The 19,691-nt window shown below is 56.9% G+C and carries 15 protein-coding genes, 1 tRNA gene, 1 rRNA gene and 4 pseudogenes; 12 read left to right on the plus strand and 9 right to left on the minus strand.

Annotation, left to right across the window (positions count from 1 at the left end; translation table 11 throughout):
• Positions 1–3: 3 nt before the first annotated feature.
• From rrf to EM858_RS27510, 3 genes are all read left to right on the plus strand, one after another.
• Positions 4–118: ribosomal RNA gene (rrf, locus tag EM858_RS26075) — 5S ribosomal RNA — on the plus strand.
• A 102-nt stretch (positions 119–220) separates the two neighbouring features.
• Positions 221–297 (plus strand) — tRNA-Met (locus tag EM858_RS26080).
• A 271-nt stretch (positions 298–568) separates the two neighbouring features.
• Complete coding sequence (locus tag EM858_RS27510) at positions 569–796, plus strand: hypothetical protein (protein WP_245483054.1); 228 nt, start codon at positions 569–571, stop codon at positions 794–796.
• A 105-nt stretch (positions 797–901) separates the two neighbouring features.
• Here the strand turns inward: EM858_RS27510 and EM858_RS27515 are convergent.
• Together EM858_RS27515 and EM858_RS26090 are read right to left on the minus strand one after the other, a co-directional pair.
• Positions 902–1,975, minus strand: a pseudogene (locus tag EM858_RS27515) (recombinase family protein); the annotation flags it as partial.
• A gap of 12 nt (positions 1,976–1,987) precedes the next feature.
• Entirely contained in the window at positions 1,988–2,182 is a 195-nt protein-coding gene (locus EM858_RS26090) for a hypothetical protein (protein ID WP_127758463.1), read from the minus strand.
• 376 nt (positions 2,183–2,558) lie between these two features.
• Between EM858_RS26090 and EM858_RS26095 the strand changes: the two are divergent.
• A pseudogene (locus EM858_RS26095) lies at positions 2,559–2,864 on the plus strand (transposase); the annotation flags it as partial.
• Positions 2,865–3,631: 767 nt separating this feature from the next.
• Here EM858_RS26095 and EM858_RS26100 read toward each other — a convergent pair.
• On the minus strand, positions 3,632–4,438 hold the full coding sequence (locus tag EM858_RS26100) for a glycosyl transferase (RefSeq protein WP_127758464.1): 807 nt from the start codon (positions 4,436–4,438) through the stop codon (positions 3,632–3,634).
• 573 nt (positions 4,439–5,011) lie between these two features.
• Here EM858_RS26100 and EM858_RS26105 point away from each other — a divergent pair.
• The 6 genes and pseudogenes from EM858_RS26105 to EM858_RS26130 all read left to right on the plus strand — a co-directional run.
• Positions 5,012–6,076: a porin gene (locus EM858_RS26105; protein ID WP_127758465.1), complete on the plus strand. Its 1,065-nt coding sequence runs from the start codon at positions 5,012–5,014 to the stop codon at positions 6,074–6,076.
• Between the two features lie 607 nt (positions 6,077–6,683).
• Positions 6,684–8,225, plus strand: coding sequence for an EAL domain-containing protein (locus tag EM858_RS26110; protein WP_127758466.1), 1,542 nt, complete (start codon positions 6,684–6,686; stop codon positions 8,223–8,225).
• A 430-nt stretch (positions 8,226–8,655) separates the two neighbouring features.
• Positions 8,656–9,018, plus strand: coding sequence for a transposase (locus EM858_RS26115; protein ID WP_127758467.1), 363 nt, complete (start codon positions 8,656–8,658; stop codon positions 9,016–9,018).
• The gene (gene tnpB / locus EM858_RS26120) at positions 9,015–9,227 is read left to right on the plus strand and encodes an IS66 family insertion sequence element accessory protein TnpB (protein ID WP_127758468.1); all 213 of its coding nucleotides are present in this window, start codon (positions 9,015–9,017) and stop codon (positions 9,225–9,227) included. The genes EM858_RS26115 and tnpB overlap by 4 nt, the downstream gene beginning before the upstream one ends.
• 158 nt (positions 9,228–9,385) lie before the next feature.
• Complete coding sequence (locus tag EM858_RS26125; protein WP_127758469.1) at positions 9,386–10,411, plus strand: IS110 family transposase; 1,026 nt, start codon at positions 9,386–9,388, stop codon at positions 10,409–10,411.
• Positions 10,412–10,685: 274 nt separating this feature from the next.
• Positions 10,686–11,158, plus strand: a pseudogene (locus EM858_RS26130) (ABC transporter permease); the annotation flags it as partial.
• 432 nt (positions 11,159–11,590) lie between these two features.
• Here the strand turns inward: EM858_RS26130 and EM858_RS26135 are convergent.
• From EM858_RS26135 to EM858_RS26160, 6 genes are read right to left on the minus strand one after another with little or no spacing between them, the layout of a single operon-like run.
• Positions 11,591–12,268, minus strand: coding sequence for an RraA family protein (locus EM858_RS26135; protein WP_127758470.1), 678 nt, complete (start codon positions 12,266–12,268; stop codon positions 11,591–11,593).
• Positions 12,269–12,272: 4 nt separating this feature from the next.
• Positions 12,273–13,142, minus strand: coding sequence for an ABC transporter permease (locus tag EM858_RS26140; protein ID WP_127758471.1), 870 nt, complete (start codon positions 13,140–13,142; stop codon positions 12,273–12,275).
• Entirely contained in the window at positions 13,135–14,067 is a 933-nt protein-coding gene (locus EM858_RS26145; RefSeq protein WP_127758472.1) for an ABC transporter permease, read from the minus strand. Before EM858_RS26145 ends, EM858_RS26140 begins: the two co-directional genes overlap by 8 nt.
• Positions 14,064–15,677 (minus strand): ABC transporter ATP-binding protein, encoded by a 1,614-nt coding sequence (locus EM858_RS26150; RefSeq protein ID WP_348628187.1) that lies wholly within the window; start codon positions 15,675–15,677, stop codon positions 14,064–14,066. The genes EM858_RS26145 and EM858_RS26150 overlap by 4 nt, the downstream gene beginning before the upstream one ends.
• A 40-nt stretch (positions 15,678–15,717) precedes the next feature.
• On the minus strand, positions 15,718–17,304 hold the full coding sequence (locus EM858_RS26155) for an ABC transporter substrate-binding protein (protein ID WP_245483055.1): 1,587 nt from the start codon (positions 17,302–17,304) through the stop codon (positions 15,718–15,720).
• A 28-nt stretch (positions 17,305–17,332) separates the two neighbouring features.
• Complete coding sequence (locus EM858_RS26160; protein ID WP_280960153.1) at positions 17,333–18,184, minus strand: carbon-nitrogen hydrolase family protein; 852 nt, start codon at positions 18,182–18,184, stop codon at positions 17,333–17,335.
• A gap of 150 nt (positions 18,185–18,334) precedes the next feature.
• Here EM858_RS26160 and EM858_RS26165 point away from each other — a divergent pair, with 150 nt between their 5' ends.
• On the plus strand, positions 18,335–19,204 hold the full coding sequence (locus tag EM858_RS26165; RefSeq protein ID WP_127758474.1) for a LysR family transcriptional regulator: 870 nt from the start codon (positions 18,335–18,337) through the stop codon (positions 19,202–19,204).
• Positions 19,205–19,431: 227 nt separating this feature from the next.
• Positions 19,432–19,691 (plus strand): annotated as a pseudogene (locus EM858_RS26170) (ABC transporter substrate-binding protein); the annotation flags it as partial.

The following is a 19,691-nucleotide window of genomic DNA, read 5'->3' on the forward strand; positions in this document are numbered from 1 at the left end:
CGACCTGGTGGTTATCGCGGGGCGGCTGCACCCGTTCCCATTCCGAACACGGCCGTGAAACGCCCCAGCGCCAATGGTACTTCGTCTCAAGACGCGGGAGAGTAGGTCGCTGCCAGGTCTGCAAAACGCAACACAAATCTTCTCATTCACAAAAACCGGCACAAAGCCCAAATCAAAAGGCCGCATCAAGCGGCCTTTATGCTATAATAAAACCAGTCAACGCGGGGTGGAGCAGCCCGGTAGCTCGTCAGGCTCATAACCTGAAGGCCGCAGGTTCAAATCCTGCCCCCGCAACCAACGATCCCTGCGATCCACTCAAGCCCCTGCATTGCAAGGGCTTTTTTGCGTTCTGTCCCTCTTGTGCACGGCCCAAAAGTTCTTCCAGAAGCGCTTTCTCCTCAAGGAAGGCCGGGTTCTTCTTGCCAGACGCAAAAGTTAGGATCGCCGCCAGATCGCCGCGCAGCACGATCACCAGTTCATCATTGTTGGGAACCAGCTCGATGCGGCTGACGAGTGAGCGCAGACGTTCGGCTGCCTTTGCTCGTGTGGCCTCATTATGGAGCTGATCGTGGAGTGCTTCGATCTGTTCATGATAGATTTTGGCCATGTTTGGATGCAGAAGGGCAGGCGGCTCTTCCGCTGTCTCCAGGGTTGCCACGATAGCTTTCTTGCGCTGTTCCAGCGCCACCATCTTCGCGTTGATACGCTCCGCTGCTCCGCCCTTAAGGATCAGATCGAGAAGCGTGTCGAGTTCGCGGTCGATCTTCTTTATCTCGGCCTCAGCCGCCTCGATTGAGGTGCGTGCCGCCATCCGGGCCTTGTTCACTTCCCGCGTAAATTCCTCGCAGAAATCCTTGAACAGTTCCGGCTCCATGAGATGCCTGTCGAGGCCGTTCAGCACGGATGCTTCAAGCGTATCGCGACGGATGTTGAGCCGATTGTTGCAGGTGCCCTTGTTACGAGCATTGGTGCAGCCGAGCAAATCCTTGGAAATCATTGAATAGCCGCCACCGCAGCAACCGCACTTGATCAGCCCAGTGAACAGATGCTTTGGCCGCCGTTTCTCGCACAGGTAGTTCTCTGCGGTGTCTGACCATGGATCGTGTGCGAGTTTCTGTTGCCTTTCTTTTACGGCATCCCACATATGCTGATCTATGATCCGGAGATCAGGAACGTCCTGAATGACCCATTCGCTTTCCGGGTTCGGGCGCGAGACGCGCTTACCGGTATCGGGGTCTTTGATATAGTGCAGCCGGTTCCAGACCAGCTTGCCGATATAAAGCTCGTTGTTGAGGATGCCGGTCCCGCGCTTCGGATTGCCGTGAATTGTGGATGGCCCCCATTCGCTGCCTTGCGGCCCTGGCACGCCCTCGCTGTTCAGTGCCATTGCTATTGCCCGTGATGACTTACCTTCCAGATAGTCCAAGAAGATGCGGCGCACGACATTTGCCTCGGCCTCGTTGATTGTGCGTTCGCCGCGGCTGGCTTCTCCGGCCTGATCGAACTGGCGCACGACGTCGTAACCGTAGCAGAGCCCGCCGCCCGACTTGCCGTCCTCGATCCGGCCGCGCAGGCCGCGCCGTGTCTTGTCGGCAAGGTCTTTGATGTAAAGCGCGCCCATCGTGCCCTTCAGGCCGATATGGAGTTCACTCACTTCACCTTCCGAGAGCGTGACTATGCTGACGCCGGCGAAGCGCATCCGCTTGTAGAGGCCGGCAATGTCTTCCTGATCGCGCGAAAGCCGGTCGAGCGATTCCGTCAGGACCACGTCGAAGCGGTGCTTCAGCCCATCGGCAATTAACTTCTGCACGCCGGGCCGCAGCAGCGACGAGCCGGAAATCGCCCGGTCGGTATAGCTGTCAACGACGGTCCAGCCTTCGCGCTCGGCGCGAGTACGGCAAATGCGAAGCTGGTCCTCAATCGAAGCGTCGCGCTGATTGTCGGACGAATAGCGGGCGTAGAGTGCAACTCTCATGAGACAGCCTCCCTATTTGCGGAGGCGTTCGCGGGCGGCGCGCTCCTGTTCGGCTTCAACGAATTTGCGGGCAGCCTGCCGGGCGAGCATTCGGACGAACTCGCGAAGGCGCGGATCGGGCTGCGACGGATCGTAGGTCGGCATGGTGTCGGACGGCACGAGGACCACCCGCACGCTTTTCGCCGTTGTCCCTTTCCGTTTTGCCACGACACGATCCTTGTTCCTGGGCGGACTATTCCGCTCCGGACAAAGACTGGGCTGGAAACCGGCTGGTGTGAATGCGAAATCGCGGGCATTCTAGCGACCTCCGTCATAGAGCGCCGTCCCTCATCGTACCGCTTTCGTAGTTGATCGCAGATCAGGCGGCGGAAAAAGAGGACGTTGGTGTAAGAATACTTGAATTTGGCGGCGGGCGAATCCCCAAAAATTGGAATAATATTGCGTTTTGTCAATCGGCCTCGTAACGGGACCCCTTATCGGTTTCCAAACGGGGGCTGACGCAATCTCGATGGCATTAGTGTTGATTGCCACTGAGAACTGACCGGCGTGGCGTGCCGGGTCAGTTCTCAGTGGCAATCAACAGTCTCGGTCCGTGGGCGCGTGGATCGGCCTCACAACGCGCCGCTACCAATCCGGCGAAATCGATTATGACGGACATATATCCCGACGCGGAGACCGCCATTTGCGCGGGCTCCTATACGAAGCGGCCTCGGTTATTCTCACGCGCAGTTCCAAACAGAGTTCGTTGCGAACATGGGGGCTTCAGTTGCGAGAGAGGATCGGCTTCAAAAGGGCTGCCGTGGCTGTCGCGCGAAAGCTGGCTGTCATCATGCACACCATGCTGAAAACCGGAGAGTTCTTCGATCCGACTGCGGGCGTGGCGGCATAGTATCTGATAGCGCTCAATAACTGAGCGCTTGAAGTGTCCCTGCCGGGACGTGAGCCGATCCATTCCGTTGATGGGGTTGTATCGCTGTCTCAGCTGAATGCGTCGTCCATATCGAAGGCTCGTGCTGCGTAGCTCTATCAAGCGGCGCCTGATGTCGACCGCGAAGACAACCATGCACCCGGGCGATCTTCAGAGAAATTCAATCTTGACGCCACAGCTGCGATTAGACAACACCGTCCGTTCATGCATTTCGGGACTAATCAGCGTCGATCAAGTAACGTATAAATTTGGAAAGGAGGTACCCCCCGAAAGCAAAAAATAGAAAATAAATTAGGTAGCAGGCCACTTGCATTTCTAACCTCTCATGTTTTTAACTAATTCAGCTCATCGGCGTTGATTAATTCAAAAATTCATATGAATTGAATATACGCCAGATCTTCTATCCAAAGAAGTAATTATGAAATATTATTTAAGTGATTCTTGATGGCACAAAATAGAATATCCGCAGAAAATGAAGAATTCATCATGCGATATCTACTCCCTTTCTTCGTTTTTCTATAGTGAGACACTACCGTTAGTTCGATGCCGCAATCTCATTTTCCTTTTCAGACATGATTGAATCTTCTCGAATCGTAAGTCGGCTACAAATTTTGTAATTATTATTGCTGCTTGATGACTTTCACTGTGGAGTGCCGACGTCTTGGTTTTGGATGCTGATTAAATAGCATCCTCTTAGTGGAGATTTTGGTAGGCCAGCCCGAAGAGCCCTATTCGCGCCAGTGATCAGCAACCCAATTTACCGGTCGCATGAAATGACGCAGAAACTGGAAGGGTCGGTTTTGACGGAAGCCATAGTCGCCAAATGCTTTCAGATGCTGGCTGAGTGTAGCCCCCTGACGCCCTGACCATCCGCCACTGACGGCATCTTCAGGCAATACTTCTCCGGGAAAGATCACAATTCTAGCATTTGTCGGAAGTCTTGCAGGAAGAAAGAGATTTAACGGGAAGGGCAGTAAACACTGAAAACGGAAATGACGTATCCATTTTCGCGGAAAAAATTTGATTCCACCCGGCGCTTCACGCGTAACGAATCGTTGTTCATAGCCATATTTCTCCGCCACCAAGAAGGGATTGGCAGCAAATTCTTTCTGAAGAGGGACGAGTTTGCCGACTGGAAAGCGAAAAACGGATGTCTGCCCCAAACGTTCGAACGGCTTTGCGGCATTCCTAGCCAAGATAACGTCGTCGGGATTGCCATATGTAAAAAGTGCATCCAGCGAGCCCGTTACAACCAGATCCAGATCCAAGAAAAGCACTGTTCCTGATAGCGATCCGAGCTTTGGACCCCAAAGGCGTGACTTGGGCCATATACCGCGTCTTGTTTCTGGAACTTCGTAGTCAATGTCGGGAAGGTCTTCGCATAGGACCTCGGAACGAATTCCATCGCGATTATCTGTAAAACAGGTAAATGTGAATGGCGGGGTGATGTTTCTCGCCACCATAGCATAAAGCCGGTTGATATAAGGCGCTCCATATTTCGTGCCCCAGTTTATGCAAATAATCTGTTTAATCATGCAAGTGGTCCCAAAAGAGCATTTTGCTGCGGGTGGAGCTTATCAAGCGATTTAGGACGTCCCGGACCTCACCCGCGTGATCAAAAAATACATCGAGTTCATCAACGATCATGATTTCAAATATCCGGAACAAGATTGGGCCGCCCGATTCAGTCAGCACGACGCCGTTCGGCTGCATTGGATGCCGTGAGGCGCCGCAATGGGGTTATTCACATAGGGTGGAGTCGAATGGCTGCACGCTGAAACGCCTAAGAAGGTAATTTATCCGGTCAGTTTTTTTGGGGGGCGTTTGTTTTGGAAACATAACAAGCGCCCCCGCAGTGTTGACTGGAGGTCATACAACTGCCGCTCAAAATTTAAGCGCAAATCCACGCTACATACATTCGGAATGTTTGTAAATGGCCCTTGGTAAAATTCCCTCCCGTGGCGAGGGCGCAACATCGAACCCAATTTGCCTGATCGGATTTTCATATCAACGTCATTTTAATTTACAAACATTCCGAATGTATGTCACTAGACGGGTGCATCAACTATTGTTGTGCATGATCGATTAACTATTGAAGGGACCACATTATGAACATCAAGAGCCTACTGATCGGCTCCGCTGCGGCTCTCGGAGCAGTATCCGGCGCTCACGCTGCCGACGCTATCGTCGCTGCTGAGCCCGAGCCCCTCGAATACGTTCGCGTTTGCGACGCATTCGGCACCGGCTTCTTCTATATCCCCGGCACCGAAACGTGCCTGAAGTTCGGCGGCTACATCCGTTTCCAGACCGACTTCGGCCGTAACGAATCCGGAACGTCTGACTGGGATTCGTTCACGCGCGCCCAGTTCCATATTGACACTCGCACCGACACCGAGCTTGGCGCCCTGCGCGGTTTCATTGAATTGCGTGGCGAAGCCGACAATGACAGCGACCGTAACGTCAGGGTCAACCAGGCTTTCATCGAACTGAACGGCTTGAGAGTTGGTTATACCTTCACTTGGTGGGACGATGATCTCTCCGGCGAAACTGATATCCTGTCTTCGAACTCAACCCGCGCGAACGCACTGCGTTACACGTACGATGCCGGCTCCTTCTATGCTGGTATCTCAGTGGAAGAGTTGGAAACCGAGCGTGACGATGAAACAAATCTCGGCATTGCCAAGGGCGGCTTCCTTGAAAACTCGAACAATGTCGGCATCAGCGGTATCATCGGTGCCAAGTTCGGCGCAGTTAGCGCAAACCTGCTCGGCAGCTATGACACCGACTACGAAAACGGTGCAATCCGTGCAATCGTCACCGCTGATATCGGGCCAGGTACGCTCGGTCTTTCCGGTGCATGGGCTTCCGGCGCGAACTCTTACTACGAAGAGTCTGAGTGGACGGTTGCTGCTGAATACGCCATCAAGGCAACTGACAAGCTGACCATCACCCCCGGCGCTCAGTACTTCGGTACGGTTGACATCGGTGCCGACAACGACTTCACCGGCGATCGTGACGCATGGCGCGCTGGTGTAACATTCGACTACCAGATCACGCAGGGTCTCGCAACCAAGGTTACTGTTAACTACCAGGACGTTGACGGTACCGAAGGCATTGATAGCGGTGCTGGCGACGAGGTCACCGGTTTCGTTCGCCTTCAGCGGACGTTCTGAGTTCCTTAAAACGGGTGGCCGCGTGGCAAGCTGCGCGGTCACGTTCGGGTGGCGCAAATACCTTTCCCAAGGAAAGGCACGAATTGTTCGCGCGAATATTCAGGGCTGTCGAGCGCAACCCTGGAATGATGAAGCCTTGGATACCGGAAAAGGCTGCGTTCATGCTCTATGGCCTCATTACGGAATGAGCTTTGAGAAAGAGCGTCTTCAGGCTTTCTCAGGATGGAAACCTTCTGATTACAACATTGCTGGTCGGGCTCAGCAAACAACACCAGGGTCGAATCTGACAACTCCTGAAAAAGTAACGGCAGGCAAAGATCACCCGATATAATGCGGAAGATTTCTTACAACAGGAATTTTTGCCCGCAAAATGTTATGAATCTCTTATCTATTTGTTTGCTAATCGATTATTGAAACAGATCGTAGCCGCATGAAGCGACTGCGGGCCAGACTTACGGGCATGTAATATCCCCACAATGTAATGGTTAGAACGCGTCGCTATGCAGAAAGATACGATTCTATACTTTGGTTCTATCTTATATAATTACGAAACTTCGCAGCTTCGCCCTTGCAATGCACCATCGCGCAAACCTCGGCAATTCGGAGCATGAATATGCTATCCCATCCATCAGATCCGAGAACACTGGCAACGATTAACCGTGGGCCTAAGAAAGCGCTGGCTCGCCTTCTCGATATCGCTTTGAAAAAGGATCAGATCTGGCCAGGCTACCAGCCGATCATCGACATGCGAAGTGGTGAAGTCGCGGGCTTTGAAGTCTTGGCCCGATGGAGCGACCCCGATGAGGGTGAAATAAGCCCGTCAGCATTTATCGGCCCCCTCGAACGGCTTGGTTTAATCGATCGGCTATCCGATACACTTCTGGAAAAAGCATGCGCAGAGGCGAGCCTGTGGCCAGGTACCTTTTTTCTGGCCTTCAATCTTTCGCCGCAACAGTTATCCAACAAGAATCTGCCCTCACACATTGAAAAAATCGTCAGGCGCACTGAGTTCCCTTTGGCACGCGTGGAAATGGAAGTGACAGAAGGCGCGTTGATATCAGACATTGACCAAGCTCACAAAGCCCTGCGTGACCTTGACGCTCTTGGTGTAAGGATAGCGATCGATGATTTCGGGACGGGATATTCGAATCTGGAGCGGCTTGAATCCTTTCCTTTTCGGAAGTTGAAGATCGATCGCCGCTTCGTGTGCTCGATCGATACGGACCAGGCGAAACGAAGGATCGCAGCATCCATTATCGGGCTTGGTCAGAACCTAGGCATCTCGGTGGTCGCAGAGGGTGTCGAGACAAAGGAAGAGGAAAACACCCTAAAAGCGTTCGGTTGCGATTTCGGACAAGGCTGGCTGTATGGCAGAGCCTTGCACGCCAAGGACGCAAAAGAGCTTGCCTCAACGAGTAGCAGTCCGGTCGGGCGGCCAAGTTGGGCATCATCGCCATTCCAGAGACTCCTTCAACTGGAAGCGCTTTATCGCCTGGCACCGGCGGGGCTTTGTTTCGTCGATCTCGAGTTTCGACATGTTCGTGCGAACGAACGATTTGCAAGCATGCACGGCCTCACGCCGAGTGAGCTTGAAGGCAAATCCATTTATGACGTCATGGATGAACCAATGGCGAGGCGATCGGAGGAGTTGCTTACGGCCTCACTGACAAGCGACAGAATATTCGAGGAGCAGTACCGGTTTCACGGGAGGGATATGGCTGTCTTCAATAGTCGCGTTGCGGATACCGACGGATCGGTAATAGGCTATTCAGTCGTTGCCATCGACGTCACTGACAAGGTTGATGCTCAGCGTCTTCTTGCCATGAGAGAGGAGCATATTCGTCGGGTATTAGAGCTTAATCCTGACATATGCTGGTCTACCGGACCGGATGGTATTTTTGACTATATCAGTCCAACAAACGAGGATTTGCCGACTGATACCATGCGAGACCGCATCAACCGATGGTTTGGTAAAATCCACCCGGAAGACCAGCCGGAGGTGGTCGGCAAATGGTTCGATTGGATACCTTGTGAGCAGCCGTATTCGGCTGAGTTCCGCGTTCTTGACAGTCGGGGCGCTGTTGGGTCCGCGGAAAGGCACTGCCCCAATTTGATGTCGATGGAAACCTTAGTCGCTGGTACGGGTTGACCTCAGATATTTCCGAAGTGCGGAGTATCAGAGACGAGCTGCAGAAAAAGGGGGACGTGTCTCAATGTCGAGCTAATGCCTGTAGGGACTGAGAGCACTTATTGCGAAACGCAAAGTCGTTCGTTCTAAATCGATCATGTTGTTCGGGCGAGCAATCGTAGTAGGTTTACTCCGTCGTTGACAAATTCTGCTTCATACATTTCGCCTTCGCACGAAAAGGGGGAACAACTGGCGGTTTACATGTCTGCGTCGTTGGAGACCCACCTGAAGAAGAAATAAATGGCCACGCTCATTAAAATCAGCGGCATAAGATCTGCTATTATTCGGGGAGCGTCCGGTGAGCTGTTTTTGCTGATCGGGAAAATCAGGCGATGTTCTGGCATTCGAACCGGCATTAGTGCTGACATTAATTCCAGAACAAAGAGGTTTCATGGCTCGCATGGAGATCATGTCCGGTGCCGAGCGCAGGCGGCGCTGGTCGGACGGGGCGAAGCTGAGGATACTGGCGGAAGCTGATGAGCCGGGTGCTCGCATTGGTGACGTGGCGCGCCGGCATGACGTTCATCCTGGCCAGATCCGCTTGTGGCGGAAGTCGTTCAACTATGTGGATCGACGCACGGTGTTCCTTCCAGTGGAAATCATGGAGGAGGTTGGCGTAAGTCAAGCGTCTACCACGGTAACGAGGCCGGCGATCGTCGAGATATTGCTGCGGAACGGTCGGTGCCTGAAGGTGCCGATAGATGTCGAGTTGAAGCTGCTCGGCCCACTGGTCGCTTGCGTGGAGGCGGCATGATCGGACCATCGGGAAATGTGCGGGTCTATCTGGCCTGCGGAGTGACCGACATGCGGCGTGGTATTGATGGACTGTCCGCGCTTGTTGAAGCGGTCGTGAAGGAGGCGCCGGGCTCGGGCGCAATCTTCGGCTTCCGGGGAAACCGCGCTGACCGGATCAAGCTTCTCTGGTGGGACGGCCAGGGGTTCTGCCTGTTCTACAACTGTTGATTGCCACTGAGAACTGATGGAGGGGGCATCCACATGGGGTAATCGCGGGAGCCATACCCCTTCGGATTCGGACATGATTTGGAAGGTGGCTGTTCCCCGATAAGATGAGGTACGGGCTCTCGACTGGACGCCGGGCCCAGCATCATTGGAGAACAGCCATGGAAGAATATATCGGCCTCGACGTGTCAATGAAAGAGACTGCAGTCGCAATCCGTCGGGATGGCGTGCGTGTTTGGCGCGGGAAATGCGCATCAGATCCTCACGTCATTGCCGAGCTGATCCGTAAACGGGCACCGATGGTGAAACGCGTGGTGTTTGAAACAGGGCCGCTCTCTGTGTGGTTCTATCATGCGCTTCGAGCCGAGGGCCTTCCTGTCATCTGCATTGATGCGCGACACGCTAAAGCGGCTCTCGACATGGCGACGAACAAAACGGACGCGAATGACGCCGATGGGCTGGCCCATCTCGCGGAAGTGGGATTCTTTCGCGAGGTCCGTGTGAAGGGTTTCGACAGCATGTTAGCGCGCACGCTTGTCGCGGCCCGCACCCGGTTGGTCCATATGACCACCGAACTTTCCAATCAGATCCGCGGCATCATGAAGACGTTCGGTCTGGTCGTCCCAGCCGGCAAAGGAAGCGTATTCGAGAAGAACGTTCGGGATCTTGTCTCCGGCCATCATGATCTCGCCCATATCGTACTACCGCTTCTCGATGCCTGGAAAGGACTCCGCTCCCGTGCTGCGGACCTCGGGCGCCAGTTGGTCGCTGATGCCCGTCAAAGCCAGGCCTGCCGCATCCTGATGTCGATCCCCGGCGTGGGAGCAATCACTGCGACATCTTTCGCTACCGCCATTGAAGAGCCGGAAAACTTCAGGAAGTCTCGGTCCGTGGGCGCGTGGATCGGCCTCACCACGCGCCGCTACCAATCCGGTGAAGTCGATTATGACGGACATATATCCCGACGCGGAGACCGCCATTTGCGCGGGCTCCTATACGAAGCGGCCTCGGTTATTCTCACGCGTAGTTCCAAACAGAGTTCGTTGCGAACATGGGGGCTTCAGCTGCGAGAGAGGATCGGCTTCAAAAGAGCTGCCGTGGCTGTCGCGCGAAAGCTGGCTGTCATCATGCACACCATGCTGAAAACCGGAGAGTTCTTCAATCCAACTGCAGGCGTGGCGGCATAGTACCTGATAGCGCTCAATACCTGAGCGCTGGAAACGTCCCTGCCGGGACGTGAGCCGAGCCATTCCGTTGATGGGGTTGCATCGCTGTCTCAGCTGAATGCGTCGTCCACATTGAAGGCTCGTGCTGCGAAGCTCCATCATGCGGCGACTGATGTCGACCGCGAAGACAACCATGCACCCGGCAGCGATCTTCAGAGAAATTCAATCTTGACGCCCCAGCTGCGATTAGACAACTCCATCAGTTCTCAGTGGCAATCAACAGTGAGCGGGAGCGGGAACGATCGAGCATCTTCTGGTCATGCCGGTGATCCCTACCGAGATCATGCTCAGCAAGATCTGGTCTATCGGCTTCGTTTGTTCGTGGCTGCCGCCGTCTCGCTCTACGTGGTGGTCGAAGGTTGGCTGGCCGTGCCGATTCAGGGTTCGATGCCAATCTTCCTCCATCTATTCGCAGTGACGAGCATGGGGATATTCCTGGCCACGGTAGCCGGAACAATGCCGCAATTCGGCATCCTGCTGTTGCCGCTGGAGATGCTCTCGGGAGGCAGCACACCGCGAGAGAGCATGCCGCAGGTGATTCAGGATATCATGCTTTTCGCGCTGAACACACATTTCGTTATTCTCGGTCAGTCGATTCTCTTCCGGGGTGCAGGCATCGGCGTGGTCTGGCCGCAACTTCTGGCTCTTGCGATTGGTTCCGTCTGCTTCATCTTTGCACTGCAACGGTTCCGGGCGTTCCTTCGATAATGAAGCTAAAAAGATGTTATTTTTTGCGACACGCCTTAAGGTAGTGGGGGATAATGTGGGATGGCGTCCGCGGTCGCAATTGTTTTCTGGTTATCCGATCGGAATATTTCCCGTGCATGCGATGTCCGGAACCCCTGCTGTCGCTTTTCTTTGGCGGCATCGGTTTCACGTCTGATATTCGCAGCTTGAAGAGCGGCAAGCGACGGCTCGCGATCCTCCGCCACTGTCCCAGAGAGCGTTGGGCGCGTGGCTGTAGCCGTTGCTGCTCATGAAGCACATGAATCATGCCATAACGCCCCAGTCCAGAGATTACTCGGACAGGCTCCCGGGTGTTTGGTCTTGGTTTTTCATCTCGGAACACTCGATATTGGCTAAAGATGCCGATGTTAAACGGACAACTTTTGCTGTTGAAAAAAGAGGGGCGGGAGTCCGTCAAATTTGTGCCTTGAGACCCGCCAGCACTTTTTCAGTGGCACCGGACAGTTCTCCGATTTTCCTCTGGCCGGAGCGAATCTGGCCTTGCCGCTCTGCTCCTCGCTTCTGTCGGCGGATAGCTTCGCGGGCGGCAGCCTCGACTTCCGCGGGCCTTAACACCAGCACGCCATTGGCGTCAGCCAACACCGCATCGCCTGGCAAAACAGCCGCCCCGCCACAGCTCACCGGCACGTTAAGGGCGCCACCCGAGCCCAATATGCGCGTGGTGATGGGCGCGACGCCGCGCGCGAAAAGCGGGAAATCTTCGGCCAGGATTTCATGCGCGTCGGTGCAGGGCCCGTCGATGATCGCGGCGCTGAGGCCCGCGGCCTTGGCCGCGATGGTCACCCCGCCGCCCCAGCAGGCATGCCGGTCGTCGCCCAGTCGGTCGATGATGAGAATATCGCCCGGCCGCACTAGGGACAGGGCATGATGCAGTACGGTGGAATCGGCGCCCGGCAGCGCCAGGGTCACCGCCGTTCCCACGACCGGCTTGCCCGGGGTAAGCGCCTGGATGGTTCGGTCGAGAAAGCCCATATGGTGGAAATGACCGATGGTGGCGGTTTCGGCACGCACCAGAAGGGCCAGGTCCTCGGCCGGTACCTTGGGCGGCATGGGTTCGATGTGATAGAGCATCAGCTTAGGTCCGGTTGTGAAGGGTAGGGTCCAGCCGGTCACGCATCCAGTCCCCGATAAGCGAGACCGAGAGCGCCAGAAGAAAGATCAGCGCGCCGGGCAGCAGCGTCAGCCACCAGCCGGTCAGCAGGCGGTCGCGGCCCTCGTTCATGATCTGGCCCAGGCTCGTCATGGGAGGCTGGATACCCAGCCCCAGAAAGCTCAGCGCGGTTTCGAGTAGCACCGTCTGGGGCAGGTTGATGGTGAACTGCACCATGATGACGTTGAACACGTTGGGCAGGATGTGCCGCAGATAGACGCGCAGCCCCGAGGCCCCCAGCACGCGCTGTGCGGTGACATAGCCCTGCTCTTTGGCCGAGAGCGTGGCCGCGCGCACCAGACGCGCATAGGCCTCCCAGCCATTGAAGCCGACCAGAAGCAGGAAAAGCACGAAGCTGTTGTCGAACATGGCGAGCACAAAAAGTGCCACGATGATGATGGGCAGGGATGCCTGCACGTCGATGGCGGTGACGATAACCGCCTCGGGACCACCCCGCCGCGCCGCCGCCAACAAGCCCAGGGCCGAGCCGAACACGGCCCCGATCACCGTTCCGATAATCGCCACAAGGAGGGTGATCTGCGCCCCCACCGCGAGGCGGGTCAAGAGGTCCCGTCCCCGTGCATCGGTACCCAGCGGATATTGCGGCAGACCGCCTTCGGTGAAGGACGGCGGCTTGAGCCGGCCCATCAAATCGGTGGCGCGCGGATCGACGCCGGTGAGGAACGGTGTCAGAAGCGCAAAGAGCACGAAGAGCACCACGAAGCCGAAGCTGACCTTGACCAACAGCGGTATCTGCCCGATGCGGGACGACTTGGGCGACCGGGTTTCAGCCATTGCGGGCCGTCCTGATGCGCGGGTCGATGAAGGCATGGAGGAAATCCACCGCGATATTGCAGGCCGTCATGGTGAAGGCGACAGCGATGACGATGAACTGGACCACCGCAATATCGCGCGTCTGCACCGAACGGATCAGCAATTGACCAATCCCGGGCCACGAGAATACTTGCTCGGTCACTACCGCCCCGGCCACCATGCCCCCCAGACTAAGCCCCAGAATGGTGATAATGGGAATGGCAGCATTGGGCGCGGCGTGGCAAAGGAGCTGGCGGCTATAAGGTACACCGCGCGCCTCGATGGCGCGCATGAAGGGCTTGTTCAGCGTTTCGAGCAAGGAAGAGCGGGTGAAGCGGGCAAAGGTGCCCATAGAAGCCAATCCCAGGGTTGCGGCGGGGGCGAAGACCTGGCCGAAATTGGCTGCGCCGCCCGTGCCCCCGAAAAAGTTGCCGAAGACCAGGGCCCCGATGAGGATCAGGACCAGCCCGAAGAAAAAGTTGGGCATGGCGAAGGCGAAGACGGAGAACGCCATCAGCCCTCTGTCGAGTGGGGAGTTGTGGTTGAGCGCGGCAATGGTGCCCAAAGCGATGCCGCAAAGAGCGGCGATACCTAGGGCTACTAGCCCCAGTACGGCTGTATAGGGCAGACGCTCGAAGAACAAATCCTGTGCCGGCCGGCCGGTGTGAACTGAGTAGCCGAAATTGCCGTGCACCAACCCCACGAGATAATTAAAATATTGTACCGGCAATGGCTGATCGAGGCCCAGCCTTTGGCGTACCTGCTCGACGACTTCAGGCGGCGCATCGGGCGGGGCGAGCACCAGAGCGGGGTCGCCCGCCAGGCGAATGAACAAGAACACCAGCGTCACCGCGATGAGCAGCGTCATGACGCCCCGGATGAGCTTGGGAAGGATGAGAGTGATCATGGTCGGCCTCCTGCAAGAGAGGAGCGTGCAGCATTGCCGCGGTCGGGGATGGCGGCGACGAGTTTTCTCGTATAGTCGGCCCGGGGCGCATCGAGCACTTGGGCGGTGGTCCCCTGCTCCACGATCCGCCCGTTTTCCATCACGCTGATATGGTCGCAGATCGCCCCGGCGACCCGCAGATCGTGGGTGACGAAGAGCAGCGCGAACCCCATCTGCGCCTGAAGGCTGGCGAAGAGTTCAAGGATCTGCGCCTGGATGGAGACGTCGAGCGCCGAGACTGCCTCATCGGCGATGAGGATTTCGGGTTCCACCGCCAGGGCGCGGATGATACAGATTCGCTGGCGCTGGCCGCCGGAAAATTCATGCGGAAACCGGTCGTAGCTGCGCGCGGGCAGACCCACTTGCGCCATCAACTCCATGGTTCTGGCCCGTGCCTGTCTGGCGCTCGCCCCATGGATGATCGCGCCTTCCGAAACGGCATCGCCGATGCTCTGGCGCGGATCGAGAGCGGTATAGGGATCCTGCAAAACAATCTGCATCTTGCGCCGCAAGGCGCGTGGCACGGGTGGCGAACCGGGCAGAATCTCCTGCCCGGCAACCATGATTCGCCCTGCGGCGATGGGTTCGAGATTGAGGAGCGCACGCACCAGGGTCGACTTGCCCGAGCCGCTTTCGCCCACCACACCATGGGTTTCGCCCCGGCGCAGCACGAGTGAGGCGTCGGTGACGGCAGGGAAATCGCGGTACCTGAAGAGGCTCGTAGGGACCTTATAATGCACCGCCAACTTATCGGCCGCGAGGGTCGGTGAGGCGTCGATGGGCGGCAGGGGGCGCTCATGCCGTTTGGGCAGGGCGGCTAGAAGTTTACGCGTATAGGGATGGCGCGGGTCGGAAAAGAGGGCATCGCGCGTGCCGCTTTCGACAACCTCGCCCTCCTGCATCACCAGCACGCGGTCCGCGATGTCGGCCACCACGGCCAGATCGTGGGTGATGAACAAAAGGCCGGCGCCGAAATCGGCCCGAAGGGTAGCGATAAGCCGCAGGATCTCGGCCTGGGTGGTCACGTCGAGCGCGGTGGTGGGCTCGTCGGCGATGAGCAGCGCCGGGTTATGCGCCAGTGCCATGGCGATGACGATGCGCTGGCACTGTCCGCCGGACAATTGATGGGGATAGGAGCGATAGATGCGCTCCGGATCGGGAAGGCGCACCGCCGCGAACAGTTCCAATATCCGCGCGCGCCGACTGCTCCGGTTGGTCGCTCCATGCACAGCCAGCACCTCGTCGAGCTGGCGGCCTACCGTCATCACCGGATCGAGGCTTGCCAGCGGCTCCTGCGAGATCAGGCCGATGCGCCGCCCGCGCAGGTGGGCGAGCGCCTTGGGATCGGTCGGCAGCGGCGCGCCGGTAAAGGCGATACTGCCGCCCGCCTGCCGCAATCCCTCGGGCAGCATACCCAGAATGGCCTGCCCCGTGACCGACTTGCCCGAACCGCTCTCGCCCACCAGGCACACGCATTCCCCGCGCCCGACCGTGAGAGTGACGTCGCGCACGGCGAAGGTACGGTCGCCATTGGGCGGCAACGCAACGCTGAGGGCATCAATCTGGAGCAAGGGCGCGCCCTGCTCTGCGGAAACGGCAGTAGACCCCATCTTATTTGGTGACGCTCACATAGTCGGCGGTGAACACCGCGGCCTGGGTGTTGCCGGGATTCCAGTCGATATCCTCGCTAAGCGCATAGGTGGCAATGTTACGCCACAGATAGAAGGCGGGCGTCACCTCTTCCCATTCCTCGAGCATATCGAGATAGGCCGCATTGCGTTCCTCGAAGGTCTGGGCGCGCTCGAAGCGCTCGCCGGCCTCAATGAAGGCTTCGGTCGGGATCCAGCTCTTGTGACTGGCTACGACCCGGTTTGACCCAGGACCCCAATCGAGCCAGAGCGGGCGGTAAGGGTCACCGGTAAATTCGGAGGACATGGACATATTCAGCAAGTGGAAGGGTGGCTTGTAGGCCAGCGCGAAATTGTCCACGACATGGATTTGCACGTTGATTCCGAGTGCCCGCCACTCCTCTACCATGAACTCGGCCGCTGTCTCATAATTTTCGAAGAACCCGCGCACGATATGCCACCGCAATACCTGCCCGTCGTAATTTGACGCTTTCAGGAATTTCGCAGCCGCTTCAGGATTATAGGGGTATTTGGGCCGCCGGTTAGGGTCGTAATAGGCACCGTATTCGGGGAAATTGAAGGGGCTGGGCGTATAGGTCAACCCCGCCCAAAGCGCCTCGGTGATAGAGTCGATATTGATGGCACTTACCATCGCCTTGCGCAGATTAGTATCCTGAAGCGGATTGTTCGGGGTCTCGGGAGAGTCCAACGTGTTGAAGATGAACATGGGATAATTGCCCACCTGGGAGATAAGCAGATCGACGCCGGGGGTCGATTCCACTACGGGAATCTGGTCCACGGGCACGTTGACGATGATGTCGTACTCCCCTGAAACCAGGCCGGCAAAGCGAGTGGAATATTCCGGCACGATCTGCCAGGTGATTTTGGAAAACGGCACCTCTCCTCCCCAATATTCCTCATTGGCTACGGCCCGGGCGATGGTGGAGGAGTCGAAATGCTCCAGTTTATACGGGCCGGTGCCGATGGGGGCGAGCCCAAAGGCTTCCGTGCCCACCTCTTCATAATAATCCTTGGGCAGCACGTAGCCGATGACAGTGGTTAGCCGGTTGATGAACGTCGGGTCGGGAAATTCGGTTTCCAGTTCCACCGTGTAGAGGCCGGTGGCTTCGACCCGAACCAGACCCCTCGCGAAGCTGGCGCCGCGCGGCGCGATAGGGTTCGGCCCCCACAGCCGCTCGGCCGACAGAGAAAACGCCACATCCTCGGCGGTCATATCTTCGCCATTGTGGAATTTGACGCCCTCGCGGATTCGCAAAGTCCAGACCGTATCGGAAGTCCGCTCCCAACTAGTCGCCAGGCCCGGAACGATGGTGTTGCCGTCCGGATCCTCGCTGTAATTGCGCTTCACCAGCGTGTCAAAAATATTACCATAGACGCGCGCGCCAGTGGTCGAGATGCCGATGACGGGATCAAGCGTGGGCCAGAGATTGTCAACAGCAAAGACCAGGTCGGGCTTGTCTTGAGCGAAGACGGCTGGAGCGAGGACGCTCAAGAGGCCAAGAGTGACCAGTCCTACCCGCAGCAGTCTTCTGGTCTTGCTGAACGACATAGCGGCTTCCTTCATTTCGATGTTTGGATCAGACGGGCGGCGCATAGGCGCGCTCATTGGCGAGTGAGGGAATTTGCCGACGTGCACTTTCGACGTGCGTGAGATCAAGGTCGTGGACGAAAATTCCCGGCTCGGTTCCCAGGTCCGCGACGACGTCGCCCCAGGGATCGATGATGAGAGAATGCCCCCAAGTCTCACGTCCATCGTCGTGGCGTCCGGCCTGGGCGGCAGCGACGATGAAGGCGCCGTTCTCGATGGCGCGGGCGCGCAGCAATATTTCCCAATGGGCGCGGCCTGTGGGAACGGTAAAGGCCGAGGGCACAAGCATAATCCGCGCGCCGCGCTTGGCGTAATCGCGGAAAAGGTGGGGGAAACGCAAATCGTAGCATACGGTCAAACCCAGAGGCCCCCAAGGCGTCTGAGCCAAGACCGCTTCGGTACCCGGCGCGTAGCGATCCGATTCCCGGCGTATCACGCCATCGGCCAGCGCCACGTCGAACAAATGGATCTTGTCGTAACGCGCAACTATTGACCCATCCGGCGCGATCAGATGGCTGCGATTCACAAAACGAGGCTCGTTGGCATCCGTGCGGAGAGGGGTTGAACCTGTATGGAGCCAGATGTTTGCCTCTTTAGCCAACCGGCGGGCGGCCAGCAGGAAAGGGTCGTCCGTCTCGGTGCCGATGATGGCGCGCGCATCCGCAACGTTGCGATTGACCAGGCCCGAAGCCTCGGGCAGCGCCAGAAACTCCGCCCCGGCCTGCCGCGCCGAGTCCACCAAGGATGTCAGCGTCTCGATATTGGGGCCGTGCCGGTTCGAGGACCGCATCTGGGCGATGGCCAGCCGTAGGCGGGAGTTGAAAGATGGAGAAGATGTCACAGACGGTGATGCTCCAAGTGGGCGGCAGAGGTCACGGGACCACAAAAATTGCTCCAAAAAAAGTACAAAAAATGTCACTTTCGTCTATAAAACTCACATATGAATGAATAAGATAGGCACCTAGCATAAACGTTTCAGCAAGGAGCGAAGATGAAGGAAAATTTGCTACCGTTACGGGCATTTTTGGTACTTGAAGCACTGCTCGAAACGCGCTCGGTGACGGCCGCTGCCGCCCGGCTCAATGTCTCCCACTCCGCGATTAGCCATCAGTTACGCCAGGTCGAGGTATGGGCCGGCGTCAGGCTGGTCATGCGGGAAGGGCGCAAGACTATGCTCACCGAGGCCGGAGAAGCTCTGGCACGTGTGGTGCGCGACGGGTTCTCGGCCATTCGAAACGAACTGAACGTGGCAGTGCTGCGCGAACAACATCCGGTCGACGTTGCCGCGCTGCCCCTCGCTGCTACTCATTGGTTGATGCCGCGCCTCGCCGACTTTCATGTTCTGCACCCCAATGTGCCGGTGCGTCTGCGCTTGGCCCTCAATGACCAAAGTCCCTCGCCAGAGCCCGATATTGGCATTTTCTTTTCGCTCTCAGGGAAAATTCCGCCGGGTGGCAAACTGCTCTATCGGGCTCACTGCATCCCCGTGGCTTCGCCAGCATATCTAACCGGCAAACCCAAGGATTGGCAGTTCTGGATGGGACGGCTGATCCATGATGAGGATTCCCGCATGTGGGGCCAATGGGCGATGCTAGCCGGCATCGAACTGGTCCCCAAACGTGACGATTTCTTCTACGCGGCCGATTCGTCCCTATTGCGGCAGGCAGCACTTGAGGGTCTGGGAACCGCCCTGTGCCGGGAGGAAACTGTCCGTGCGGACGTGTTGGCCGGTCGCTTGATCCAATTGGCCGATATCGGTATCGACGGGGACAGCTGCTACTGGGCCGTGCTTAGCGAGAGCGGAAAGCGCAAGGGAGCACCGCGCCTGTTTTGGCAGTGGCTCCTGAATGCATCAGGATAGTGAATTCGGTCGCGGCCGGCGTCACTCGACCAATAGTTGAGCGATATATCCAAAGGTTATGTGCGCCTTTGCATCGACAGCGAAAAACTTTTGCATCCAGCATCCGAAAATTAGGATAAAAGATGCTGATTGTATATAAAATCTATATATTTAGATTTCTTGTATCTCACGAAGGATGCAGTGGTGAATGTGAGAGCCATTTTTTCAAAAATGATTAGGAAACGGAAATGACATCGGAAATCTTTTCACTCACACGCCGCGTATTTCTAGGGATTATAGGTGCTGCGCCATTGGCGGTGGCTTTAACTGCAGGAGCGCAAAGCGATGAACCTGTGCGAGGTGGAACACTCACCGTCAATGTTGGCGCAGAATACCCGGTCATCGCATCGGTCGCGAACACCTCAGGTTTTGCCTATTACGTGAGTTCGAAGGTTCTCGAGGGGTTGCTGACTTACGACTTCGATCTCAATCCGCTTCCGGAACTGGC

Source organism: Agrobacterium sp. CNPSo 2736 (genome assembly GCF_004005385.1).
Classification (GTDB): Bacteria; Pseudomonadota; Alphaproteobacteria; order Rhizobiales; family Rhizobiaceae; genus Agrobacterium; species Agrobacterium leguminum.